General features: G+C 41.1%; 26 protein-coding genes and 1 other annotated feature. All 26 genes read right to left on the reverse strand.

From position 1 onward, the window contains the following. Nucleotides 1-273: 273 nt before the first annotated feature. The gene (locus PBAT_RS00005) at nt 274-1,722 is read right to left on the reverse strand and encodes a LysM peptidoglycan-binding domain-containing protein (RefSeq protein WP_068645718.1); all 1,449 of its coding nucleotides are present in this window, start codon (nt 1,720-1,722) and stop codon (nt 274-276) included. Nucleotides 1,723-1,926: 204 nt separating this feature from the next. Next, nucleotides 1,927-2,802 (reverse strand): prephenate dehydratase, encoded by an 876-nt coding sequence (pheA, locus tag PBAT_RS00010; protein WP_068645719.1) that lies wholly within the window; start codon nt 2,800-2,802, stop codon nt 1,927-1,929. Then, the gene (gene thrB / locus PBAT_RS00015; protein ID WP_068645720.1) at nt 2,799-3,767 is read right to left on the reverse strand and encodes a homoserine kinase; all 969 of its coding nucleotides are present in this window, start codon (nt 3,765-3,767) and stop codon (nt 2,799-2,801) included. The genes pheA and thrB overlap by 4 nt, the downstream gene beginning before the upstream one ends. Continuing rightward, nucleotides 3,764-3,895, reverse strand: a complete 132-nt coding sequence (locus tag PBAT_RS26140; protein ID WP_276326506.1) for a hypothetical protein — start codon at nt 3,893-3,895, stop codon at nt 3,764-3,766. The genes thrB and PBAT_RS26140 overlap by 4 nt, the downstream gene beginning before the upstream one ends. A gap of 118 nt (nt 3,896-4,013) precedes the next feature. Continuing rightward, complete coding sequence (locus PBAT_RS00020) at nt 4,014-5,300, reverse strand: homoserine dehydrogenase (RefSeq protein WP_068645721.1); 1,287 nt, start codon at nt 5,298-5,300, stop codon at nt 4,014-4,016. Between the two features lie 42 nt (nt 5,301-5,342). Next, nucleotides 5,343-5,780 carry an ACT domain-containing protein gene (locus PBAT_RS00025; protein ID WP_068645722.1) on the reverse strand — a complete coding sequence of 146 codons (438 nt, stop codon included), beginning with the start codon at nt 5,778-5,780 and terminating at the stop codon, nt 5,343-5,345. A 151-nt stretch (nt 5,781-5,931) separates the two neighbouring features. Further along, a complete protein-coding gene (gene obgE / locus PBAT_RS00030; RefSeq protein WP_068645723.1) occupies nt 5,932-7,242 on the reverse strand; it encodes a GTPase ObgE in 1,311 nt (436 codons plus the stop codon). Between the two features lie 13 nt (nt 7,243-7,255). Beyond that, a complete protein-coding gene (locus PBAT_RS00035) occupies nt 7,256-7,996 on the reverse strand; it encodes a Spo0B domain-containing protein (RefSeq protein WP_068645724.1) in 741 nt (246 codons plus the stop codon). A 154-nt stretch (nt 7,997-8,150) separates the two neighbouring features. Next, nucleotides 8,151-8,456 (reverse strand): 50S ribosomal protein L27, encoded by a 306-nt coding sequence (gene rpmA / locus PBAT_RS00040; RefSeq protein WP_068527061.1) that lies wholly within the window; start codon nt 8,454-8,456, stop codon nt 8,151-8,153. 17 nt (nt 8,457-8,473) lie between these two features. Continuing rightward, entirely contained in the window at nt 8,474-8,806 is a 333-nt protein-coding gene (locus tag PBAT_RS00045; protein ID WP_068645725.1) for a ribosomal-processing cysteine protease Prp, read from the reverse strand. Between the two features lie 14 nt (nt 8,807-8,820). After that, nucleotides 8,821-9,132, reverse strand: a complete 312-nt coding sequence (gene rplU / locus PBAT_RS00050; protein ID WP_068527065.1) for a 50S ribosomal protein L21 — start codon at nt 9,130-9,132, stop codon at nt 8,821-8,823. Between the two features lie 13 nt (nt 9,133-9,145). After that, nucleotides 9,146-9,231: a sequence feature (ribosomal protein L21 leader region), on the reverse strand. Nucleotides 9,232-9,289: 58 nt separating this feature from the next. Continuing rightward, nucleotides 9,290-10,534: an Rne/Rng family ribonuclease gene (locus PBAT_RS00055; RefSeq protein WP_068645726.1), complete on the reverse strand. Its 1,245-nt coding sequence runs from the start codon at nt 10,532-10,534 to the stop codon at nt 9,290-9,292. A gap of 88 nt (nt 10,535-10,622) precedes the next feature. After that, on the reverse strand, nt 10,623-11,483 hold the full coding sequence (locus tag PBAT_RS00060; RefSeq protein ID WP_068645727.1) for a M50 family metallopeptidase: 861 nt from the start codon (nt 11,481-11,483) through the stop codon (nt 10,623-10,625). After that, a complete protein-coding gene (locus PBAT_RS00065) occupies nt 11,476-12,282 on the reverse strand; it encodes a M23 family metallopeptidase (RefSeq protein ID WP_068645728.1) in 807 nt (268 codons plus the stop codon). The genes PBAT_RS00060 and PBAT_RS00065 overlap by 8 nt, the downstream gene beginning before the upstream one ends. Nucleotides 12,283-12,481: 199 nt before the next feature. After that, nucleotides 12,482-13,279: a septum site-determining protein MinD gene (gene minD / locus PBAT_RS00070; protein ID WP_068645729.1), complete on the reverse strand. Its 798-nt coding sequence runs from the start codon at nt 13,277-13,279 to the stop codon at nt 12,482-12,484. A 3-nt stretch (nt 13,280-13,282) separates the two neighbouring features. Beyond that, entirely contained in the window at nt 13,283-13,945 is a 663-nt protein-coding gene (gene minC / locus PBAT_RS00075) for a septum site-determining protein MinC (RefSeq protein ID WP_068645730.1), read from the reverse strand. Nucleotides 13,946-14,026: 81 nt separating this feature from the next. Beyond that, nucleotides 14,027-14,557 carry a rod shape-determining protein MreD gene (gene mreD / locus PBAT_RS00080; RefSeq protein WP_068645731.1) on the reverse strand — a complete coding sequence of 177 codons (531 nt, stop codon included), beginning with the start codon at nt 14,555-14,557 and terminating at the stop codon, nt 14,027-14,029. Beyond that, complete coding sequence (gene mreC / locus PBAT_RS00085; RefSeq protein WP_068645732.1) at nt 14,557-15,432, reverse strand: rod shape-determining protein MreC; 876 nt, start codon at nt 15,430-15,432, stop codon at nt 14,557-14,559. Before mreC ends, mreD begins: the two co-directional genes overlap by 1 nt. 48 nt (nt 15,433-15,480) lie before the next feature. Beyond that, nucleotides 15,481-16,503, reverse strand: coding sequence for a rod shape-determining protein (locus PBAT_RS00090; protein WP_068583361.1), 1,023 nt, complete (start codon nt 16,501-16,503; stop codon nt 15,481-15,483). A 38-nt stretch (nt 16,504-16,541) separates the two neighbouring features. After that, a complete protein-coding gene (gene radC / locus PBAT_RS00095) occupies nt 16,542-17,231 on the reverse strand; it encodes a RadC family protein (protein WP_068645733.1) in 690 nt (229 codons plus the stop codon). Nucleotides 17,232-17,273: 42 nt separating this feature from the next. Next, entirely contained in the window at nt 17,274-17,876 is a 603-nt protein-coding gene (locus PBAT_RS00100) for a Maf family protein (RefSeq protein ID WP_068645734.1), read from the reverse strand. 23 nt (nt 17,877-17,899) lie between these two features. Continuing rightward, complete coding sequence (locus PBAT_RS00105; RefSeq protein WP_068645735.1) at nt 17,900-18,142, reverse strand: DUF4321 domain-containing protein; 243 nt, start codon at nt 18,140-18,142, stop codon at nt 17,900-17,902. A 121-nt stretch (nt 18,143-18,263) separates the two neighbouring features. Beyond that, nucleotides 18,264-19,436, reverse strand: coding sequence for an SPOR domain-containing protein (locus PBAT_RS00110; protein WP_149466378.1), 1,173 nt, complete (start codon nt 19,434-19,436; stop codon nt 18,264-18,266). A gap of 200 nt (nt 19,437-19,636) precedes the next feature. After that, entirely contained in the window at nt 19,637-21,007 is a 1,371-nt protein-coding gene (murC, locus tag PBAT_RS00115; protein WP_068645737.1) for a UDP-N-acetylmuramate--L-alanine ligase, read from the reverse strand. Nucleotides 21,008-21,014: 7 nt separating this feature from the next. Then, entirely contained in the window at nt 21,015-22,391 is a 1,377-nt protein-coding gene (locus PBAT_RS00120) for a bifunctional folylpolyglutamate synthase/dihydrofolate synthase (protein WP_068645738.1), read from the reverse strand. A gap of 37 nt (nt 22,392-22,428) precedes the next feature. After that, nucleotides 22,429-25,095, reverse strand: coding sequence for a valine--tRNA ligase (locus PBAT_RS00125; RefSeq protein ID WP_068645739.1), 2,667 nt, complete (start codon nt 25,093-25,095; stop codon nt 22,429-22,431). Nucleotides 25,096-25,109 lie beyond the last annotated feature (14 nt).

A 25,109-nucleotide genomic window follows, 5' to 3' on the forward strand; every position in this document is an offset into this window, starting at 1 on the left:
ACCAATTATTTCATTTTGTTAGCACCAATCTGTCTCGGTGACAACTTTTATATCATATCATGCGGTAATTCATAATGCAAGAGTTTTTTTCGGAACAGGAATCTATTTAAATATTCTGCCCAAGCCATTCCCTTGTAACTAAACCTTATCAACCATCATTCTTTTATCGGTTGGGTTATTAACTTAACATATACTTAACCACGTTGGCAAATGCAAATAATATACAAATGAATTAAGGCAAGCGATTATGAATCGCTTGCCTTAATTTGAAGCTTACTTATTTTTTATCCAAGGGTTACGCCGCTTCTGTTGTTTGTTTTTTTGTCTTTTATCTCCGGCTTGATTAGTAGCTCTACCTTTACCTGTATTTACACTTGAGGTTTTGGCTTTCTTCAATTTCGAAACACTAATGGAATCTTCAGGCTCCAAGGTTGAGTTACTCACATCATTACCTATAAATGCTTTTTCTGAAATGGCTGTGACGTTACCAACATCAGATGATTCATGAATACCTTCTCTACTATGACATCCGCAGTCATGCATAACTTGAGACTCAGGTTGAGAATAACCATACGACATAACTGGATGTTGCCCCTGATGTTCAACTCCTTGCCCTTGCATCATTCCATTCGGGAAAGTCCAATCGTAAGGTGATATACAAGAATATACCTCTGAGCAAGATACTGAAATATTTTCCGATGGTGCCATATTGTTCGATAATGGTGAAAATCCTTGATTGTCGCCCCCATAACCAGATAAACCACCAGCAAATGAGGTACCGTACGGTGACATGTTAGGATTACAATGATCTGGTCCTTCGTGTACCATTTGCGGCATCATAGGGTAACATGGTTGCGTAAATTGCGGTTGTACCCAATTCTGTTGTTGCCCATAACCTTGATGTTCCCACGTTGCTTGTTCGCACTGTGGTTGATTCCAAGAGTATCCTTCCGTAATACCTGGATAATACATTTGTTCTGAAACCTGAGGGCAAGGATTAGACTTCTCCATTAATGGAGCTTTTTCCTCCGCCTCTTGAGTAGGGACAGAATACTGTATATACAAGTGTTGTTTCATTTCTATTTTTTCTTCTGCAATTGGTAACTCAGGAAGTGGCATAGGTATGTGGTGTGGTGGAACATGTTGAATTGGCGCATTGTTAGGAGGTGGGGGATTAGGAATTGAGACGTTTGGCATTTGTACGTTAGGCATAGGCACGTTAGGTGCTAGCGCATTGTCTTGAATTTGTGGAAGTTGAGGGATAACAGGTGGGATTGTTTGAATTGGTGAGGTGTCTACTTTGGGTCCTGTGTGCGTTTTACCTCCTGCAGTTGTTTTATTGTGATTAGCATTTCCACCAACTAACTCTCCGTTTATTACCTCTTTCATTCCAACCTTAGGAATATTCACAATTTCCCCAACAAGCAGTGCATTTGGATTTTTCAATTGAGGATTAGCGTCGATCATTTCCCTTAATGTTACTCCCCAAGCTTTAGATAACTGCCAAAGACTATCTCCCTGCTTCACAACATGTTTGTGAATAATATTTTCTGGCATTGGGACAGAACTTGCTTCCGTTGGAATTTTGACTTTTTCACCTATGTTTAATTTGTTCGGGTCTTTCAGTTGCGGATTAGCCTCAATTAGCTTTTCTAGCGATATACCATACTTTTTAGATAACTCGTATAAGCTGTCGCCCTTCTTAACCATGTGTATTTTCACGTGGAAAAAACCTCCTAAACTTCTTATAGACGGCATCTGCCCGCCTTCTTTACTCTCATCTTATGCAAGTGATGGGCGGATGACATCATTGATGACAAAAAAAATCCTTTCATGACTTAACCATGAAAGGATTTTTACTAAAAACAGCCTTATTTTAACCCATTTAAGTAAATCCATTGTTCTACATTGATTAATGTATTGCATCTAAGAATTTTTATTATAAGGATAACAAGGATAAGACCCCAATACACGCACCTGACATCCTAAGGCCTCAATCTCCGAAAAGGCTGCTTGTAACAACACCGCACTATCCTCAGCAAGAACATCAATGTAAAAATAATAATTACCTAGTTTCTTTTTCGTTGGACGGGATTCAATTCGAGATAAATTGAGCCTTCTCCAAGCAAATGCAGAAAGAACTTGGTGAAGTGCCCCTGGGAAATCTTCAGGAAGCGTTACTGTAACACTCGTCTTCATCTGATTACTCTGGCGCTGGAGACGTGCAGAATCAGAACCAATCAGCACAAATCTAGTGAAATTATTATCATGATCCGTTACTCGCTCGGCCATAATATCTAACTTATACTTTGCAGCTCCAAGAACTGTACCGATCGCAGCCCATCCTTGGCCTGGATTATTTTTGACAATATGAACTGCCTCTGAAGTACTTCCTGCGTGCTCTACCTCAGCTTGAGGTGCATACTTACGAACGAACTGCATGCATTGAGCAGCAGCGACAGGATGAGATATAATTTTAGTGATTTTACTGTAGTCTATCTCTCCATCTTCTGAAAGAAACGCTTCTCGATCACCAATTAAATTCTGTATGGATGGATAGACCCACTCCGCTTGCATAGGAATATCCACTTCATTTACAAGCCAATCCATATGCAGACTCACTGAACCATCAATCGTATTCTCAATGGGGATTACACTATAATCACTTTTGCCTAGAACAGTTGAACGAAACACATCGGAAATCTGTTTATAATACAGTAATTCCACAGGCTCATCGCCAAATAAATGAACTATAGCCTCATGAGAGACAGACCCTTCTGGTAGTAAAGCAATTCGTTTCATACTTCAACTTCCCCTTTTATCATATCCAAAAATGAATTAGATGACATATTATCATTGATAATAACGCCATCACTTGAAGGATTAAGCCATCTAGCAGATGCCTGAATTCCATATTCCTTCATCGTATCCAATAAATATGTCTCTAAATCCCCCTTAAGAAGATTACCACGATCTACTAACGCCAGCAAAGTTGGGCCTGCTCCACTTAAAGCGACACCAAGAGCTCCACGGTTCGGAGCCTCCTCTAAAATACGAGACATACCCGGCACTAAACTTGCGCGATATGGTTGATGTAATCGATCAGACATGGCTCTTCCGATGAGATCAAATCTTCCCTGCGATAACGCAGCTACGAGTAGTGATGATCTGCTGATATTATATATAGCATCTTCACGACTTATTTGATCAGGTAGCACCTTTCGAGCATCCGAGGTAGATAGTTGAAATTCTGGGATAACAACAAGTACTTCCAAATTGTTATGAGGCTCCATTTTTATATAATCAGCATGCACCCCATCCCATACAGCAGTGATAATTCCACCAAATAAAGATGCTCCCACATTGTCAGGATGACCTTCTAACTTAGTGGCCATATCGAATAACTTATCCTTGGAAAGTGGTGAACCAATTAAGGCATTTGCCGCAACCATTCCCCCAATGATAGCCGAAGCACTACTCCCAAGACCCCTGGTTAAAGGAATATCAGAATACATTGAAATCTCAATCTCTGGTACGCAAACACCCGCTTCATCAAAGACTAGTTGTGCCACTTTGTATACTAAGTTAGATTTATCCGTAGTTAATCCATTCATTTGATCGCCATACAAATGAAACTGAGTATGCTCCGATTCTTTCATCTCAATCCATGAATATAACGACAAGGCCATTCCTAGCGTATCAAAACCAGGTCCCAAGTTCGCTGTACTGGCCGGCACCTTCACACAAACACCTTGACTTCTAATCATCCCTGTTCCTCTTCCAGCTTAGCGATAGCATCCATATCAGTCGCTTCATAGTTCCCTACAATAGTAGGTTGTGCAATAACAGTCTCATTGAAATATTCAGATCTTTCAATCTTATGCCTGCTAATCACATATACTACGCTTTCCCCATTTAGGAAGTATCCTTAGCATTTAAATTTATAGACTCCTTCAGTACGTTGCACACGGCAACAGATCCTGAAGGAGTCGGTTCAAATATATTCTCTGAGTTTATCCCTCAACGCGATAAACACTTTTAATGGTACGAATGACTGCGAGACCCTCGAAATGCTCTAATACCTTGTTCATACTAGCTTTACTAGCATCGTGAGTGACGATGATAATTTCAGCATAAGGATTATGTTCGTTAGGTTGTTGCACGACGGACTCTAAACTTACATCAAATTGAGCAAAGGCTTGTGTGATTTGTGCAAGCACTCCTGCCTTATCATCGACGTGTAGAAGAATAAAGTTCTTATACTTAATTTGCTCATCATCTTTGAGCTTCTTCTGCTTGTATGGAACAATAGCTTTCAAACCATTCACGCCAAGCTTCAAGTTCTTGATCGCCGCCACAAGATCAGCTACCACCGAAGTTGCTGTAGGCATAGCTCCGGCTCCGGCTCCGTAGAACATCGTCTCACCGACAGCTTCACCATACACATACACAGCATTATATACACCATTCACAGATGCAATCGGATGACTGCGACGTACCATTGTAGGTTGAACACTGATACTGATGTGCTCATCATCACGATCCGCAATTCCTAACAACTTCATTTCATATCCAAGACGTTTAGCATATGCAATATCTTCTTTGGTCACTTGGGAGATTCCACGTACACTAACATCCTTCAACTCCACATTCGTTCTAAATCCAAGTGTTCCTAGAATAGCCATCTTACGTGCAGCATCCAATCCCTCAACATCAGATGTTGGATCTGACTCCGCATAGCCAAGTTCTTGTGCTTCTTGTAAAACATCATCATAAGAAGCGCCTTCTTTACTCATCTTAGTCAGAATAAAGTTCGTTGTTCCATTTACAATACCCATTATTTTCAGGATACGATCCGATGAGAACCCTTCAATTAGTGTGCGAATAATCGGAATACCACCCGCTACACTAGCTTCGTAGAATACATCACACTGTTTCTCTTGTGCTTTAGCCAGAATTTCAGAACCGTACAATGCCATGAGGTCCTTATTGGCAGTTATAATATGTTTACCTTGCTCTAAAGCTTCTAAGATATAAGCTTTAGTCTGTTCCACTCCACCCATCACTTCAACAATAACATCAATCTCGGGATCACGAATAACATCCCATGGGTCTTCTGTCAATATTGCGGGGTCAATATATATATCCCTTGATTTATCACTATTTTTTACTGCAATTTTTGAAATAATAATAGGAGAACCCACTTGACTACTTAAATCCTCCTGATTTCCTTCTACAATTCGAACGACCCCTGTACCCACAGTTCCTAATCCTAATAATCCCACTCTTACCGGTTTCATTAATTCGTCCCCCTTGATCACGTCATTCATCTTTATTAGTGCCTACCCTTGTCCAATCATATGGACGCGCTTTACCCCTGATACGCCTTTCATACCTTCTAGCATATCACCAAGCCCTTCACTAAGCCGTGAAATTTCTACAGATATGACTACATTAGCAATCCCTTGTAACGGTATACTTTGATGCATAGTTAGAACATTACCACCAAGACCTGCCACAAGACTTAATACTTTAGACAACATCCCTGAACGATGTTCTAAATCAATGGATATCGTAACAATTCTTTCGCGTTCCAATTGATTAATAAGATGAATTCCATCTTTGTATTTATAAAATGCACTCCTACTTAAACCCACTTGTTCCACGGCTTCATGAACCGTTTTAACATCCCCGGCTGCAAGTAATTGCTTCACATGCATCGTCTTTATGACCGCTTCTGGTAAAATATCCTCACGAACTAAATAATAGCGTTCTTTCAAGAACGTCCTCTCCTCAAAGACTACTGTTTGTGTATAGTGGACATTATAATATATTTGTCCTTCGAGGGTCAAGAGATAGAAGCCCCATTCCGCAAAAAAAACCGTATTTCTGTACTTTAAAAGTACAGAAATACGGTTTATAAATGTGAATTTAGTAATAACTACTACCCTCAACAAATTCGAATTCGAAATCACCAAGACGAACGATTGTCCCATCTACCGCTCCACGCTTACGAAGCTCTTCATCCACACCCATAGCACGAAGAATTCGCCCTAATTTGAGGATAGCTTCATGCGAATTAAGCTGCATTCTCTGCATCAGATGTTCAATCTTCGAACTCGTAATGATAAATGCATCATTCTCACGAACAATCGTGAAGGAATCATCATCCTTCGGATCCAATTTATATACTTTTCTTTCCTTGATTTCAGGAACATCTTCAATAACCGTTTCAACTTCAAGTTGATCCAACAAATCTGTTGCCCGGTATAGTAATTCCTGTATACCTTTACGTGTCAAGGAAGAGATAGGCATGATCTCTAAATCCGGTCTTACAAGTTTAACTTGTTCACAGAAGGAGGCTAAATTCTCTTCGGAATCTGGCATGTCCATTTTGTTTGCTGCTACAATTTGTGGACGCTTCTCAAGACCTGGATTATACAATTTCAATTCCTCATTGATCTTAACCCAATCTCCATAAGGATCTCTGCCTTCAGAGCCAGACATATCCACCACATGAATAATAACACGAGTCCGTTCCACGTGACGAAGGAATTCATGTCCAAGTCCAACACCTTCATGAGCACCCTCGATTAGTCCTGGCAAATCAGCCATAACGAAACTGCGACCATCCCCTACATCAACCACACCTAGATTTGGTGTGATGGTTGTGAAATGATAAGCACCAATTTTAGGTGTAGCAGCTGAAACGACAGATAGCAATGTTGATTTCCCAACACTCGGGAAGCCCACAAGCCCAACATCCGCCATAACTTTTAATTCTAATACAATATTACGTTCCTGACCCTCTTCACCATTCTCAGCAATTTCGGGAGCTTTATTCTTCATGGTTGCGAATCGAGCATTACCTCTACCGCCACGCCCACCCTGGGCTACAACAATATGCTGACCATGTCTGGTTAAATCCCCAATCACTTCCCCAGTACTATCGTCCATGATGATGGTTCCTGGCGGGATACGGATAACGGTATGGTCCGCATTAGCACCATGTTGGTTCCTATTGCGTCCCTTTATACCAGGGTTCCCTTTAAAATGACGTTGATAACGAAAATCCATCAATGTTCGCAGTCCTTCATCTACCTTAAAGATGATGTCACCACCTCGACCTCCATCACCACCCGCAGGTCCACCATCCGGAACAAACTTCTCACGACGGAAAGCAACGAGTCCGTCACCCCCATTGCCAGCTTTCAAGAAAATCTTCGCTTTATCTACAAACATAACTTCACCTTCCTCATGTATCACACGGTACTCGTAGCTGGAAAGAACCTTGAGAGGCGTAAACCTGCTCAGCCTTCACCTTATGGCTACGTACCACATTATGAATTTGTTGCTGAAGAACTTCTGGGTCAACATGTGAACCTTCACCTTCAAAAAAAGCGACTATGTCTCCATCTTCTTCATAAAAACTAAGATTTAGCTTGCGAGTCTCACCCCAAGATGATAGTTCACCGTATTGATACGCTCGAACGGACTCCACGATGGCAGAAACCCAGTTCTCAATGTCATCTTGTTTCATTCTGCGACTAAGATGTAAGTCATCTGCGATGTTGACTTCAAGTTCTACATTACTTCCTATAGTACGAAAGGATTGTAAATAAAAAACTAAAGATGGAATACCCAGTTTTGAAATCTTACCCTCAAGATATATCCGTTCTTTTATTCTTCCCACACAATCGATTGTTTTATCATGCTTTCCCAGTTGTATATAACCATATAAAATTTGCAAATCATTCATCCAATCATGTCGATGATGATTCAAGGTATCAATAGCAGTCTGTTCAATACTCTGAATGACTAACCGTTGCTCCCTCTCACTCTGCCTATGAATAGATGAGATTGCGATCCAAAGTACTGTAGCCACCCAAAGCGTAAGCATGATGTACCATATTAACGCTGGATACCATATGACTAATGACAAAGGAATCCAAGTTGATATGATAGCTAGAGCCCCTAACTTTTTCCACGATTTCACAGCATCACCTCGTCCTCAATCATCTATTGGGTAATTTAACCATTTCATAGTATAGCACAGTATTTCATATCAAATCATCTAAAAACCTACAAAAAAGCCCCCGGCACTTATTGGCCGGAGGCTTATTATCAGTTCACAACTGTTTCGTTAGCAATTATGCTTCCACTGCTGCCGCTACAGGAGCTACCGGATAGACGCTTACTTTCTTGCGATCGCGGCCCCAACGTTCAAATTTCACAACGCCTTCCACTTTTGCAAACAAAGTATCGTCACTACCGATACCAACATTCGTACCTGGATGAATTTTAGTTCCGCGTTGACGAACTAAGATACTTCCGCCAGTAACCGTTTGTCCGTCTGCACGTTTCACACCAAGACGCTTCGATTGAGAATCACGTCCGTTTCTTGTGGACCCAACACCTTTTTTCGAAGCGAATAACTGAAGATTCAACTTTAACATGTTGTCTACCTCCTTCTTTAAAGAATAGCTTCTTCTATTAAAATATACTTACCGTAGGATTCAGCAATATTATTCAACATAACTAGCATAGATTCCAGTAGTAACTGCACTTTGCTTCCAGTAACTTCATCCTCTATAAGAGGAATCAGGCCACTTAAGAAACCATTATGCATCTCACAATTTAAAGTAATACCAGTTAACGTTTCAATCGAATTGACAGTTCCAACAGTAATAGCCGATACTCCAGCACATACAATGTCTTCCCCAGCCTTCGCATAATTCGCGTGTCCCTTAATCTTAAAACTCTGGATTATACCACTATGATTACGAAAGATTCGCACGACAATCACTTGATCGCACCTTCTTACGCCTGAATTTTTCCGATAGTTACTTTAGTGTATGGTTGACGATGACCTTGCTTCACATGATAGTTCTTCTTAGGTTTGTATTTGTATACAACAACCTTATGACCTTTACCATGTTTCTCAACTGTAGCGGCTACAGTTGCACCGGAAAGTAACGGTGTACCTGCTACCAATCCATTGTCATCACATACTGCTAGTACACGGTTGAAAGTAATACTTTCTCCGTCTTCTGCGTATAGTTTCTCAACGAACAACACATCGCCTTCTTGCACTTTGTATTGCTTACCACCTGTTTCGATAATAGCGTACATATTCTTGCACCTCCTCATGTCTCAGACTCGCCTAATCTAGGTGACAGCATTATAAAAATGTTGCGCTTCACAACCCGACCGGAGCGGTTACAGCATGTGCAGGACAAACAATCACCAGACACATACTAATAGATAATAACATAGGCACTACGTATAGTCAATGAATTGTAATTACGTTTATTCTGCCCGTTCCACTACAATGGTCACATTCTTTATCCAGAATGACAGATGTGTCTTCACGAACTTTTTTACGTGTGAGCTCTAGGAGTCCAAGTTTTGTCCAGCCAACAATTTGACTTTTAGCTCGATCTTTTTTCATAACAGACTCTAGAATATCTACCACACTTTGTCGATTAACTTCTTGCTCCATATCAATAAAGTCAATAACGATGATTCCGCCCACATCCCTTAGACGAATCAACCTAGCAATTTCTTCCGCAGCTTGTAAGTTCGTCAGTGTTACTGTTTCTTCCAGACTAAATGCACCTGTATATTTGCTTGTATTCACATCAATAACCGTTAAAGCTTCCGTATGGTCCCAGACGATGGTTCCACCACTTGAAAGTGACACTTTTCGAGCAAGACCTCTGTCTAATTGTTCACGAATACCATAAGCCTTGAATATGGATTCAGGTGCATGATACACCTTCACGGGTATATGTATACCATTCGTCATTTCAGACAGATACAATTCCGCATCATTTGCTTCCCTAACATTATTAATGACAAGTTCATCTTTTATGGGGTCTAATACATCACGAATCAGTCGCTGTACGATACTCAAGTCTCTATGTAGCAGACTAGGCGCTTCCGCTTCATTCGCACGCTCTTGAATGAGTTCCCACTGCGCGCGCAAAAAATTCAGATCCCCTTGAATGGCATCCCGTGGCTCATCTTGAGATACCGTTCTTACAATAATCCCCTCTCCACGGAATCTCATTTGTTCACATAAAATCTTCAATCGCGTACGTTCGCTCTCTCTCTGAATCTTCTTCGATACAGCTACATAGTCTGATATGGGCATAAAAACAACCCAACGTCCTGGTAGCGAATAATGGGTAGTCACCCGTGGACCTTTCCCTCGAAGTGATTCTTTCATCACTTGAACAACAACCTCTTGCCCTACTTTTAATAATTCTTCTATCGAAGGTTTTACCTTCGGCTGCTTCTCAAGATGGGGGTGTAGCACATCATCAACATATAAAAAGGCGTTCTTCTTGTGTCCGATATCAACAAATGCAGCCTGCATGCCCGGTAATACATTAACAACTCTTCCTTTATAGAAACTACCTACTAAGCTTTCACTTTGGCTGCGTTCTGTTGCAAACTCAATAAGCTTTCCTTCCTCTATGAGAGCCATCTGTGTAAACTTAGGTTCACAGTTAACGATCATCTGTTTCATGGCTTCACCTCTGCTAGAAGACATTTCACTATATCGTGCATGAAATCTCTTATGAATTTTGTATAATAATTATTTCGCTGCTTCACAGCTAAGGAAGGCGACGACCATGAGAAAAATAGGCTGCAATAAGACGTTGTTCCGGTAAAACAGCTATAACTTTACCATCTTTATCCATAATATAAATTAAATGATATTTCTCTCTCTTAAATAGACGCAAAATATTCTCTAAATGTTTCGTTACATCCGTAATAATAGGCTGGGCAATTGAACCGCTTATGGCGTATTTTGTATATACAAGATCTCTATTCATCAAAAATCTCATGAATCGATATGGAAGATTGCGATAATCTATGAGATTTGAATAAAATAAAAATATTCCAATCATCAATATATTAAGTTGTATGATTCCTTCTCCCTTAATTAATGGAAGCATTGAGTAGGAAATCACAACCATACTAGTAACTATACTCACTCTTGAAGACCATAGCAAAGTCCAATGATAAGGAAATAATCGACTGGCGAGAGATTGCACTATTTTACCTCCATCAAGTGGGAGGATTGGCAGTAAGTTAAATAACGCAATCACCATATTACCATGCACGATATATGAAATAACCGCATTATTCCCCCATCCCACCTCCAAAAAAGTCATGCCAATACCCATCATGATAACATTCTGAAGAGGACCCGCCAACGCAATAATGATCTCCTTCCATGGCGTGAGTTGCCCATGGTCTTCAATAGACACAACCCCTCCAAATGGAAGTAACTGAATCGAACGGACCTTAATCCCCAATACGATTGCAGCACTCATATGCCCCAGTTCATGAATAAGTACAATAACAAAAAGTGTAATCAGTTCAATAAAACTTCCTGTCACAATAGACATTAACATCACGATAACAAAAAGAGGATGTAAGGATAGCGTTACCCCACGAATATTAATCAAAAGACATCACTTCCGTGGGGTCGATATATTCTTGAGCTTGCTGTATTGCAAAATATAAGAATGGAGTCTGCTCCATAGTTGCATTAGATAATACGCCAAGCGAATCTCCCGCTTCGACCCAATCGTTTATTTTCAAACTCGTATCGAGATGCCCATAAATAGCCACCATACCGCCTGTGTGCTGAATTGTTAAAGTCTTCCCTGCAAGCGAATCTGTCACCACATCTATCACTCGGCCCGTTGTTACGCTTTTAACCGGATGTTTGGCATTTGAATCGCCATTAGGCGTAATTTCAATTCCTTGAAGAGCCACAGAGTAAGGCATTGTTATATTCCCCTGAATAGGAGCAATCAGTGAAAGTGATGCAATAACCTTCTGAGGGTTATCCTGACTTTCCTTAAAGCTAGGAATAATCGTGGGCGCTTCTCCGAAATGAGAGACATACCAAGCCTCAGCTGCTTGAAAGTTCATTTCTCGGTTCAGTGACTGCGTTATATATTGCTGAACATTAACTGCCAAAGGTTGTTCCAACCGATATACGCCAACGATTAATCCAAATAATACACCACTAACTAACAAGCGCCAAGTAAAGCTAGAAACAAAATTATTTTTTCTACCCTCTTCATTGAATCCATTTAAACGGTTACGTTCCTTTTTCCATAACACTTCAGGATCCAGTTCTTGAACTACCTGATTTCCCTTGGACACCTTCGATATATCGAGACGAGGCTGATTATAATCCAATAGTTCCTGAATTCTCTCCTCTCGGCGTTGTTTCAATGCTGATTTATCATCCATTTCATCAATCCCCCTTACGAGGCTTCTTTTCACCTATTTTATGAGGGATGTCCATCTATTTAGAACAAGCTTACTTAGTTATCGGTACAATAAGAAATGCATATCAAGTTAACCTTTTACTTTTTCATATAAAAAAAGAAACCCTCTCAAAAGTAGACAATGCTACTTTTTTTGAGAGAGTTCCTATCCTCTAACTCTATTATTTTCCCATTCCAAAAAACTTTTTAAAACGTTTGAACGCACCTTGCTCAGCATTCATTTGCATTAAAGGTACCGTATCCCCCAGAATTCGACGAGCAATATTACGATACGCGATCGCTGCTCGAGAATCCGGGTTCATCACGGTTGGTTCCCCGTTATTGGCTGCCTTAATCACATACTCATCATCGGGTACGATACCAATCAAATCAATATTCAAGACTTGAAGAATATCCTCAATATCTAGCATATCACCAGACTTAACCATATTATGTCGAATTCGATTCACAACGAGTTTTGGAGATTCCACATGGGAACTTTCTAGAAGTCCAATAATTCGATCCGCGTCTCGAACTGCAGCGTTCTCAGGTGTGGTAACCACAATAGCCTTATCCGCTCCGGCAATCGCATTCTTAAACCCTTGTTCAATACCCGCAGGACAGTCGATGATCACATAATCGTATTCCTTCTTAAGTTCGAGGATAATATCTCTTACTTGTTCAGGCTTAATGGAGTCCTTGTCTTTGGTCTGTGCTGCTGGAAGCATATATAATTCATCGAATCGTTTATCCTTCACAAGCGCTTGTCCAAGCCGACATCTTCCTTCAGCTACATCGACCAAGTCATAAATAATACGATTCTCCAGTCCCATCACGACATCCAGATTACGCAATCCTATGTCGGTATCCACCAGACATACCTTCTTGCCAAGTAAAGCAAGTGCTGTTCCAATATTGGCAGTTGTGGTTGTCTTGCCTACTCCACCCTTACCAGAAGTGACAACAATAGCCTCTCCCATGTACTACACCCCCTTAAACATGTTAAAATCACGCCGTAATCGTACAATATTGCTCATCTTATCGATCTGCATAACCCCATCTTCTAAATAAGCGAATTCCATACGAGTCTCCCATGTTTCCCATTCATCAGGTGGACGACTGATCATATCAGAAATTCGTAATTGTGTTGGAGCAAAATGAGATGCAGCTATAACCGCCTCTTCGTTACCTTCATTACCCGCATGAGCCATTCCACGTAATGCACCCAAAATATAAATGTCCCCAGTACATGTCACAGAACCGCCTGGATTCACATCTCCCAGAAATAAAAGATTTCCCTCGTGATGAAGCACTTGACCAGAACGCACCATTCCGCTCATCACAGTAATATTGCTCCCTAGAATTTCTTCTAGTTTCAATTCTTGCGATTCAACTGAACGTACCAAGAGATTCCCTTTTTGCTTCATGATCTCAAGGATGCTCTGCTTCTGCTCCACGGTGATATACCGTGAACCCATCTTTATATCCACATGTATAATTGGACCTGCCAAAATATTTGTATGGCTATGCTCCAATTTATAGCGAAGTTCGGTCAATAAATCCTCGAAATCACATTCGTCCTCAAGTAGGAAGACCAGGCCATCTTTGATGCCCTTAATCGTGACATGATTGGATTTTACAGTCATAAGCCTGTCCCTCCCATCTTCTTTCATTTCGTTCCCAGAGTCCCAAGTTCCTGCTTTGATCTCTAAATAATAGAATTTAGCCTAAGCCGCCTTCTCTTTTTGGTTAAGTTTACTAATTTTCTCTAGTTGAGATCTTAGAGGAACATAGATTATTAATCCAAAAACAAAGTGAACGAATACGTCAGGAAGGATATGATGCACTAAAGCCCAATCGTAAGACGTATGACTCATTTGAAATATTGTATATATTCCGTACAAGGTACTATCTAATAGCAGACTGCCAAGAATAATAACTGTCATCATGATAGGCATTGGTGCCCTTGGAGTTTGAAATATGAATCCCATCAGATAGGCTGATAACCCCATCGCAAAGGAGTATGTCCCCATGATCTGCCCATAAAAAACAATGTCATGCAGTAAGCCAAATACGATCCCCAGGACTAATGCCGTATGACGATGGTTATAGATCGATACGAACAGAATCACTATGTACACCAAATTCGGTACAATTCTAGACTGCCATGCATCAGGAATGAGCCATGGCACAACAGTTCCTTCTAATATGAACAGTATGAATAACAACAGAATGAGAACAGGTCTACGCATCATCACTATTCAGGAACCTCCGGTGTGAACACCACAAATAGTTGTTTCCAATCTACAAAACTTGCAGAAGGAGTAATTATTGCTGTTCTCAACAGTCCCATTTCTCCGACTTGAACGCTATCCACAGTTCCGATAGTCATCCCTCGAGGATACAATCCCCCACTTCCTGAAGAGACAATGGTGTCTTTTGCTTTCAGTGGATCTTCCTGTTTGATTCCTGTCATTAGAAGTTTCCCCGTCTTCTCATCATAACTCTCAATGATACCAAACGTTTTATCCTGCTTGTTGAGCGCTGTTGCAGCAATAGCATTTGTATTAGGATCCTTAACATCCATGGTCGTAATCAACTTCACCGTTGAAGTAAAATTACTAACTTTACTTACAACACCAACGAGCCCCTCAACTGAAGTGACGGACATATCTACTTTCACACCATCACGCCCACCAATATCTATCACGAGTGAACGATTATTAGGGTCCGTATTCACACTAACTACCTGTGCGATATGGAATTCATAGTTATTTTTTCCCTCTTGTTCTTTAGTGAATTTCAGATCAGTATGAAGATCCCTAATCTCAGCTTCCATAAAGTTAAATTGTGCCTTCTCGCGTGCATACTGTGCCAGCGCAATTTTAAGCTGCTCATTCTCTTTATGAATTTCATTCATGTTACCAATATCTTCAAACAAGCCCGCTACATAGCCAGCGGGCTTATAAAAGATGTTTTGCACAAAACCGACCGTATCTCTGAGGAATTTCTCAGGCCAGGACAAAGTCGTCCTAGGCCCAAGTGTGAATCCCATTAGAGCTACAAACATAACAAGGCCAATTAATATAACAAACAATCGTTTGTTTCCAAGCAATTTAAACAGTTTCAACACCCTCTAACATTGCTTATTTCTATCCCATATCAGGGGTACATATTCTAATTAACGTCTTGATCTAGCTGAACTCTTAAACAAATGAATGTTCTCTAATGCCTTACCTGTACCAATAGCTACACAATCCAGTGGGTTCTCTGCCACAATAACAGGCATCCCCGTCTCTTGTGCAAGCAACTTGTCCAAGTTACGCAATAGTGCGCCTCCGCCAGTCAATACGATGCCACGATCCATAATATCCGCCGCAAGTTCAGGTGGACATTTCTCAAGTGTTACCTTTACCGCTTCAATAATAGCATTCACCGTATCGCCTAGTGCTTCACTAATCTCATCTGAGGTAATAGTGATGGTCTTCGGTAATCCTGTCACTAAGTCGCGACCACGAATTTCCATCGTTTCCACTTGATCTAGTGGTAGAGCAGAACCTACTTCCATCTTCAACTGTTCAGATGTACGTTCACCAATCATCAAATTATATTGACGTTTGATGTACTGAATAATAGACTCATCCATTTCATCCCCAGCGACACGAACGGAACGACTCGTTACAATTCCTCCAAGAGAAATTACTGCAACTTCCGTTGTACCTCCACCAATGTCAACAACCATACTACCCGTTGGTTCCCATACCGGAAGATCTGCACCGATAGCTGCTGCAAAAGGTTCTTCAATAATATAAGCTTCACGTGCACCCGCTTGCTTCGTCGCATCTTCAACAGCACGTTGTTCCACAGCCGTAATTCCTGAAGGTACACAAACCATCACATTGGGATGACGTTGAAACATGGAACGTTGCTTCTGAGCTTGCTTAATGAAATATTTAATCATTGTTGCTGTAATATCAAAATCTGCAATAACGCCGTCTTTCATAGGGCGTATCGCTTGAATATTACCAGGTGTACGTCCAATCATCTTTTTAGCAGATTCCCCAACAGCCTCAATGCTTTTCGTATCTAATCTAATCGCAACTACTGAAGGCTCTCTAACAACAATACCCTTACCTCGGACATATACAAGTGTATTTGCTGTCCCCAAATCAATCCCTAAATCTTTCGTAAAACCACCAAACATGCTGTAAACTCCCTTTCTGTGTCAATCTAAGCAATATATCACATGAAGCCTTGTTCCTTCAAACTTACAAAATCCCCGTCCCCAATAATGACATGATCTAATACATCAATTCCAATAATTTGCCCCGCTTCTACTAAACGAGAAGTGATGGCTATATCTTCTGGACTAGGTGTTGGATCACCGCTTGGGTGGTTATGTGCACATACAATCGAAGCGCTACTACATTTAATTGCCGCTCGAAACACTTCTCGTGGATGAACTATAGAAGCGTTCAAACTCCCCATAGAAAGTGTTTCTTGGGCTATAATGTGATTTTTTGTATTTAGAAATAAACAAACGAAATGTTCTTTTTGTAAATATCTCAATTGTTCACTTAGGACATCGAATGCATCGCGTGGGCTACGGATGGTTACCGTATCGCTCATGCGAGCTCTAGCTAAACGTTGTCCTAGTTCAATTCCAGCTTTGAGCTGAACAGCCTTTGCGTTTCCAATACCTTTAATTTGTGTAAGTTCATCGATGCTGAGGTCAACTAGATTGCGAATACTGCCGACTTTATTCATAATCCGCCCTGCCAAGTGGATGGCCGATTCTTGATGAGATCCCGTTCGTAACAGTATTGCCAGCAATTCAGCATGGCTTAAAGCCTCTGCCCCATAATGCATCATGCGTTCTCTTGGTCGTTCTTCATGGGGGAGGTCGCGTAACAATAAGAATTGCGACTCCACTCTATTCCCCTCTTTTCTGTTCAATTCAAACATTCAAACAGACTACAATACATCCACCCCAAATTCCGACAACATATCGGTAAGGAGAGAAAGTGGCAATCCCACGACATTGAAATAACATCCTTGTATACTGTCAATTAGCGTTGCTCCGAGTCCTTGTATTGCATAAGAGCCTGCTTTATCAAAGGGTTCGCCACTATTTACGTATGCTTGAATCTTACGATGAGACAATGATTTCATGGTAACTGCTGTCACCCTATGGCGAATCAATGTTCTTCCTGTCAATACATCAATACACGCTACGCCTGTATATACCTCGTGGGTCTTACCTTGGAGTGAAGAGAGCATAACATAAGCATCTTGCTCATCCTTAGGTTTACCAAGCACCTGATTGTCTAACAACACGATCGTATCACTACCTACAATGATTGAAGGTTCTGTCTGCGTCAAGCAAGTCCGATGCACGGCTTCCGCTTTGCGAAGAGCCAATCCCTCTACGATTTCACGAGGGGTCCAGTCCTCAAGCGTATCTTCATCTGCATGACTAGGTATAATTTCGTATGGAATACGTAGAGAGGAGATTAACTCCTGCCGACGCGGGGATGTCGAAGCCAGAATAATTCGATGTGAGTGTTGTGAATTCAAATAGAGTTCTCCTTTATCTTCGATTATAGCTTACGGTACAGCCACACGGAGATAATCATACTCAGCAAGCTAAGCAAACACAGTTTCATTTGAATGGTAAAATCATAACTAATAATATCCAAGTCGGCTTGTGGTGACCATTTAATCACCTTTGATGCAGTAAGAAAAGATAGACTTTGAACAGGCTCAAGAGCCGTGGCAATCCATGCTCCCACTAGCCAGCCAAGCAGCAGAAACAATATAAGCATTCCTACGTTTCTCTTCATTCGTATCTTCCCTCGCCATTTTTTGACACTCACATTATTATACGGTTATTTCTAGTTCAATACAAACAAAAATCCGGTAGGGGAAGTATTTCCAATTTCCTCTACCGGATACATAATCTATTTAGTTCTTTTTCATCATATTAATAATTTCTTTTTGCCCCATCATATATTCCATCATGGAAGACTGTATTTCCCACAAATGACCCTTAGATGTATTTCTATTGTACTCTGTCACAGATGATAGAGCACTATTCATGGTTTGTTCCATCTTCTTGCCTACCACAACGGCTTCCGGACTTAGACCCGATTGTAAAGTTTTTATAGACTCGGTCCACACTCTGTGTAGTTCTGTGAGTACGACCATTTCGCTGTCACTTAAAGGTATCGGATCTTCCATTCCTAGTAACGATGCCGAATGTGTACTTAAAGAAGAGATCAGATCCGTACTGACGGCAAAGTATCGATTCAGATTCTCAACATCGCCCGAGAAGGTAAGTTCACTGGCAGACGGAAGCGTAATCTCTCTCACGTAGAGCTCAACACCTTGTGTCTTCAACTGATTGCTAAGTAATTTCGCTTGTTCACGATCCGTAGATATACCCGCATATACCCTAAATCCCAAATCTGGGTCATCTCCTGCTGCGAGCCCAATCTTCTGAAGCTCCTCTTTGGCGATAGCCACACGCTCAGCATTGCTGAACACACCATACTGTAGCATATAATACGTCTGTGGTTCTAACGTAACCGCAACCGCCGGAATCTGACCTTCCGTCTCGACTGGCATATTACTATTTACCGTCATACTTTCTATAGCTGTACTTTTTTGTGAGTCTTCAGAAAATATACTTCCTACATCAAAAAAAGAAAGAACCACGAACCCGAACAATGCACCTGTTACTACCGCTGCCGTTACTGTGCCAAATATCTTCCACATTGAGGCAGGTCGACGAGGACGATGCTCGGCATAATGATGATCGACTTCCGGTCCTATGATTCTTTCGTTAGAAGGCTCATTGTCCCGCAAATCATTAAATGCATCTTCTATTGGATCCACTCTTTGAAAACGGTTTGTCATCAACTCTTCCCATGCCTCGTTCTTACTAAATGGATCTCCCCAACCATCTAGTGGCTCTGGTACAACGGCTAACCTTGGATAGGTTGTATTTCTTGATTCATCTGAGAACTCATTTTCAACGGTACTTTCCGTAGATTCCTGTACAATGATTGGGGCTTCACTTTGTTCCAAGTGTCGTTCAGCTACGTCAAATCGAAATGTCATTCTTCCTTTATTCACAGTTAACACCTCACCTTGTCTCATCTTCTATTATCCAAATATATGATAGATTTAAGAAAGATATGTTCAGTAAGACTTAGTAAATATGAAAAAAGAAGGAATAGCTAATGTATATCATTAAAATCTACTACATAACAAAACGGCAGCATAAGGAAGAACTCCTTGTGCTGCCGTCATTTTAGAAATCTGTAGTCATTAACTTATTTCTTATTCAAATCTTTAGCTAATTCTGCTCCAACTTTCCAGATATCTCCTGCACCCATCGTTAGAACGACATCTCCGAAAGCCACTCTTGTCTTCAAATCTAGCAGGACATCTTCTTTTGTCGGAAGATATCTTGCTCCAGCATTACTGTTCTGAACAATAAGCTCAACTAATTTGGAAGAATGGACACCTTCAATTTCTTTCTCACCCGCAGGTGCATAGATATCTGTAATAATAACCTCATCCGCTTCACTGAATGCTCTGCTGAATGCATCAAGTAAAAAGAACGTACGCGAATATCGCTGAGGTTGAAACACAGCAATAATCCGTTTACCTGTTGCTTTAGCTGCACTAATCGTAGCTTCAATCTCTGTTGGATGATGTGCATAATCATCAATAATGAGAATGCCATTCTCCTCACCTAGCACCTGAAACCGTCGTTTCGCGCCATTAAATTCCGAAATTCCTTGTACAATCGCATCGAAAGAAATACCCGATGTTAGACAGACAATGACGGTTGCCATGGCATTATATACATTATGAAGACCTGGAACGGATAATTCTACAGTCCCAAGCTTATCACCTCTATAACTCAACATGAACGAAACTTGACGGTCTCCAAGAATAATGTCACTCGCCATATAATCGGATTCTGTTTTAATACCGTAGGTAATCATTGAACATTCAAGTTCTGGCATAATTGCCTGTATATTATGATCGTCGCCACAGACTACAGCAGTCCCGTCTTTCCGAATCTGATTCAGAAATTGAACATAAGCCCCTTTTAGCTGTTCGAAATCACTGTTGTAATTCTCTAAATGATCCGCTTCAATATTCGTTACAACGCCAAGCCACGGATGATATTGAAGGAATGAACCATCACTTTCATCCGCTTCAGCAACAACGTGCTCCCCTTGACCAGCTTTAGCGTTTGTACCTACATTCATGATTTCCCCACCAATAATATATGTAGGGTCCACACCGCATTTCTCCATAACCAACGCAATCATCGAGGATGTAGTCGTCTTGCCATGCGCACCCGCAACAGCTACACCTTTACGTTCGTTAAGTAGTCTAGCCAACATTTGCGAACGATGTAATGTTGGAATATTTAACTGTTCCGCTTCCACTCGTTCTACGTTATCTTTGGATAATGCCGTAGAATATACGACCAAATCAGCACCATGTACTTGTGCTGCGGTATGACCAATATAAATTTTGGCTCCTTTAGCTACCAACTTTTCTGTCAATTCCTGAGATACAACATCAGACCCTGTAACTGTATGACCCATTTCTAACATAACTCTTGCAATGGCGCTCATTCCGTAGCCACCAATACCGATAAAATGAACATGTTCCGTATTCAACTGTTATTCACCAACCTTTTTCAGAATCGGATAGATTTAAGAGAGACCCTCGCACGTCGGCAATTAAATATAATGTACCGGATACCACTCCAAGATCCGCCTCTTCCGTCCGTAACTTTAATTTCTCTAACGCCATTCGCCAATCAGGTTCTACTATAATTTGCAAATTTGGTTTGCCGTATTTAGGCTTAAGCTGTTCAACAATCTCCAACAGCTTATTCACGTCCATTTTTTTGCGAAAATCCGGTTCTGTCAGAATAAGCGTATCCACTATAGGAAGTATATGCTTCAAGTAGGATTCATGATGCTTATTTAACAACATCCCCATCATCAAATTTAATGATTGATATTTATAGTACTGAGGAAGACTCTTCACAAGCGTCTCTGCGCCCTCTGGATTATGTGCACCATCCAATACAATTCTTGGAGAAGTACCTATCTCCTCTAATCGACCTGCCCATTTCGTATTTCGGAACCCTTGAAGTAGCTCTTCATCATCCATGACGAATGCCATGTACTGACGAAGCACCTCAAGTACCATCATAGCAGCCGAAGCATTCGCAATCTGATGCTCACCTTTCATCCCAATCTCGATATCTATTGAGCGGAAAGGTCCAGCATAATGAAAAGATTGCATACTAGACTCATAGTTTAGACGTTCATATGTGAATTGCTCGCCTGCGAGATATAAAGTTGAACGATTTCTTTGCGCTGCTTCTCTTATTACCTCTACAACCTCAGGCTGATTGGCACAACTAACGACGGGAACCCCAGGTTTAATAATTCCCGCCTTTTCCATAGCAATTTGTTGCAGCGTATCTCCTAGAATATCCGTATGATCTAAGCCCACATTCGTAATAACTGACACCACTGGATTTACAATATTTGTTACATCCAGTCTTCCCCCAAGACCTGTCTCCCATACCACAACATCAGGTACGCAAACCTCTGCATAATAAAGAATAGCAAGGGCCGTCGATACTTCAAACATTGTCGGTGAACCAAGCTCAGTTAGTGCTATATTATCTACTACAGGACGTAAACGATTCGAGAGATCAAGTAACGTCTCTTCGGGAATATCATCACCATTATACTGAAAGCGATTAGTGAACTTAGTAATATACGGTGAAGTGAACGTCCCCACCGAATACCCGGTTGCTAACAGAACTTTAGTCAAGAAGGCACAAGTAGAGCCTTTACCATTCGTCCCCGCTACATGAATAAATTTGAGACGACGCTCAGGTCGCCCCAATTGTTCCATCATCATTTCCATGCGAGATAAACCTGGTCTGATCCCAAAAGGGATCAAACCATTAATCCAATCGACTGCTTCTTTATAAGTTGTAAGAGGCGACTTACGTTCGGCTCCTATATGATCCCCCATACTCTCTCACCTTCAGGTCTATGAATTGGTTGTTAAGTTATCCTTTGAGTTCTTCAATTCTAGCCAATACTTTACTGCGTTTATCCGAATAATCTGCTTGTTTGGCACGTTCCTCATCAATAACCTTGGCAGGGGCCTTAGCGACAAATCCTTGATTGCTAAGTTTCTTCTCAACCCGATCTACTTCATCATTTAACGTTTGTACTTCTTTCTCTAGGCGTGCAATTTCTTGTGTGATATCAATCAATCCAGCCAATGGCAAGTACAATTCAGCTCCGCTCACAACGGCTATCATGGACTTCTCTGGTGCTGGAATATCAACACCTACTTCAAAGCTAGATGTGTTGCAGAATCGTTTCACGTAATTCTCATTACGACTCACGATGCCGAACACGTCATCATTTCCTGCTTTAACGATCAATTCCACTTTTTTGCTCATCGGTACATTAACTTCAGCGCGTATATTACGTACCGTGCGGATGATTTCCATTAATATATTCATTTCGTTAACCGCTTCTACATTCTCAAAAGCAGCATTATACTCCGGCCATGCAGCCAGTGTAATCGTATCTCCTTCATGAGGTAGATGCTGCCATATTTCTTCGGAGATGAACGGCATGAATGGATGAATCAAACGAAGTGTACGATCAAGAACATAGGCAAGAACTGATTTCGTATTCTTCTTAGCAACTTCATCTTCACCGTATAAGGACAATTTGGCAATCTCAATATACCAATCGCATAGGTCATCCCATATAAAGTTGTACAACAGTCGTCCTGTCTCGCCAAAGTCGTAAGCATCTATTAGACGCGTGATATCACGTGAAGTTTCGTTTAATCGATGAAGTATCCAACGATCAGACGTTTGTAAATCTCCACTGATATCGATATCTTCGAATTTAAATCCTTCTAGATTCATAAGAGCAAATCGAGAAGCATTCCATATTTTATTGGCAAAATTACGGGATTGTTCAACACGTTCCCAGCGGAAACGAAGATCTTGACCCGGTGTACTACCTGTTGAAATCATATAACGCATCGCATCCGCGCCATATTTCTCAATAACCTCTAATGGATCTACGCCGTTCCCTAGTGACTTAGACATTTTTAGTCCATCTGAATCTCTAACGAGCCCATGCATCAATACATCTTTAAATGGAATCTCATCCGTGAATTCTAACGCAGTGAAGATCATTCGCGCTACCCAGAAGTAAATAATGTCATAACCAGTAACGAGCACGTTCGTGGAATAATAACGTTTCAAGTCTTCTGTATCATCAGGCCATCCAAGCGTTGAGAATGGCCATAGCGCTGAGCTGAACCACGTATCCAGTACATCTTCATCTTGTCTTAGTTCAGTGCTTCCACACTTGGAACATACCGTCACATCATCATGTGCCACATGAAGCTCGCCACAAGCATCACAGAACCAAGCCGGGATACGGTGACCCCACCAGAGTTGTCTTGATATGCACCAATCGCGAACATTTTCAATCCAGTTTAAATAAACCTTTTCAAATCGATCCGGTACGAAGTTAACTCCATTGCCTGACTTCTGTACTTCAATCGCTTTTTCTGCCAATGGCTTCATCTTAACGAACCATTGTGTAGAGAGGTAAGGTTCAACGACAGCCCCCGTACGTTCACTGTGACCAACCTGATGAACATGATCCTCGATATTAATAAGCACACCTTGTTCTTGCAAATCCTTAACAATCTGCTTACGGCAGACACTGCGGTCCATACCTTCATAAGGGCCGGCTAAATCATTCATTGTCCCTGTATCATCCATGACGCTGATCTGCTCTAATTGATGCCGTTGTCCTACTTCAAAGTCATTAGGATCATGCGCAGGAGTAATCTTCACTGCACCACTTCCAAATTCTTGCTCCACATAATCATCAGCAATAATCGGTATTTCACGACCAATGATAGGAAGAAGAACCATTTTACCAATCATATCTTTATAACGCTCGTCTTTAGGATGAACAGCAATAGCTGTATCACCTAACATTGTCTCTGGACGTGTAGTCGCAACAGTAATGTGACCACTACCATCTTTTAGAGGGTACTTCAAGTGGTAGAGATGTCCCTGTACCTCTTTATGCTCTACTTCAATATCAGAAAGCGCGGTCCGCGCAACGGGGTCCCAGTTAATAATATATTTACCACGGTAAATAAGACCTTTATTATACAGTTTCACAAAGACTTCACGAACAGCTTTAGAAAGGCCCTCATCTAATGTGAAGCGCTCCTTGGAGTAATCCAGAGATAAGCCCATCTTCGCCCATTGCTCATGAATTGTATTTGCATACTGATCCTTCCATTCCCATACTTGATCTAGAAACTTCTCTCTTCCTAAATCATAACGGGATACGCCCTGTGCACGAAGCTTCTGTTCTACCTTGGTCTGTGTAGCGATACCCGCATGGTCCGTACCTGGAAGCCATAAAGCATCATAACCTTGCATCCGTTTCGTACGAATCAGAATATCCTGCAACGTGAAATCCATAGCATGACCTATATGAAGCATTCCAGTCACGTTAGGTGGTGGAATTACAATCGTATATGGCTCTGCTTCTGGTCGTTGACCTGCTTTGAAAAACTCGCCATCCATCCAATATTTATACCATTTCTGTTCAGCAGATTTCGGGTCATACGTAGTTGGCATTTCAATCGTTGTTTTCTTCTCATTGTCAGTCATAATAAGTTACCCTC

Origin of the sequence: Paenibacillus antarcticus (genome assembly GCF_001637225.1) — a bacterium.
GTDB classification, from domain to species: Bacteria; Bacillota; Bacilli; order Paenibacillales; family Paenibacillaceae; genus Paenibacillus_AQ; species Paenibacillus_AQ antarcticus.

Bases quoted from the DNA above. Each gene is read 5' to 3' on its own strand.
- minD (WP_068645729.1), bottom strand. From the start codon at position 13,279: ATGGGAGAGGCTATTGTTGTCACTTCTGGTAAGGGTGGAGTAGGCAAG.
- minC (WP_068645730.1), bottom strand. From the start codon at position 13,945: ATGACTGTAAAATCCAATCATGTCACGATTAAGGGCATCAAAGATGGC.
- PBAT_RS00125 (WP_068645739.1), bottom strand. From the start codon at position 25,095: ATGACTGACAATGAGAAGAAAACAACGATTGAAATGCCAACTACGTAT.
- rplU (WP_068527065.1), bottom strand. From the start codon at position 9,132: ATGTACGCTATTATCGAAACAGGTGGTAAGCAATACAAAGTGCAAGAA.
- PBAT_RS00055 (WP_068645726.1), bottom strand. From the start codon at position 10,534: ATGAAACAGATGATCGTTAACTGTGAACCTAAGTTTACACAGATGGCT.
- rpmA (WP_068527061.1), bottom strand. From the start codon at position 8,456: ATGTTAAAGTTGAATCTTCAGTTATTCGCTTCGAAAAAAGGTGTTGGG.
- thrB (WP_068645720.1), bottom strand. From the start codon at position 3,767: ATGATTAGAAGTCAAGGTGTTTGTGTGAAGGTGCCGGCCAGTACAGCG.
- PBAT_RS00020 (WP_068645721.1), bottom strand. From the start codon at position 5,300: ATGAAACCGGTAAGAGTGGGATTATTAGGATTAGGAACTGTGGGTACA.
- PBAT_RS00105 (WP_068645735.1), bottom strand. From the start codon at position 18,142: ATGAAGAGAAACGTAGGAATGCTTATATTGTTTCTGCTGCTTGGCTGG.
- pheA (WP_068645719.1), bottom strand. From the start codon at position 2,802: ATGAAACGAATTGCTTTACTACCAGAAGGGTCTGTCTCTCATGAGGCT.
- obgE (WP_068645723.1), bottom strand. From the start codon at position 7,242: ATGTTTGTAGATAAAGCGAAGATTTTCTTGAAAGCTGGCAATGGGGGT.
- PBAT_RS00090 (WP_068583361.1), bottom strand. From the start codon at position 16,503: ATGTTTGGTGGTTTTACGAAAGATTTAGGGATTGATTTGGGGACAGCA.
- PBAT_RS00120 (WP_068645738.1), bottom strand. From the start codon at position 22,391: ATGGGGGATCATATAGGAGCCGAACGTAAGTCGCCTCTTACAACTTAT.
- PBAT_RS00065 (WP_068645728.1), bottom strand. From the start codon at position 12,282: ATGGATGATAAATCAGCATTGAAACAACGCCGAGAGGAGAGAATTCAG.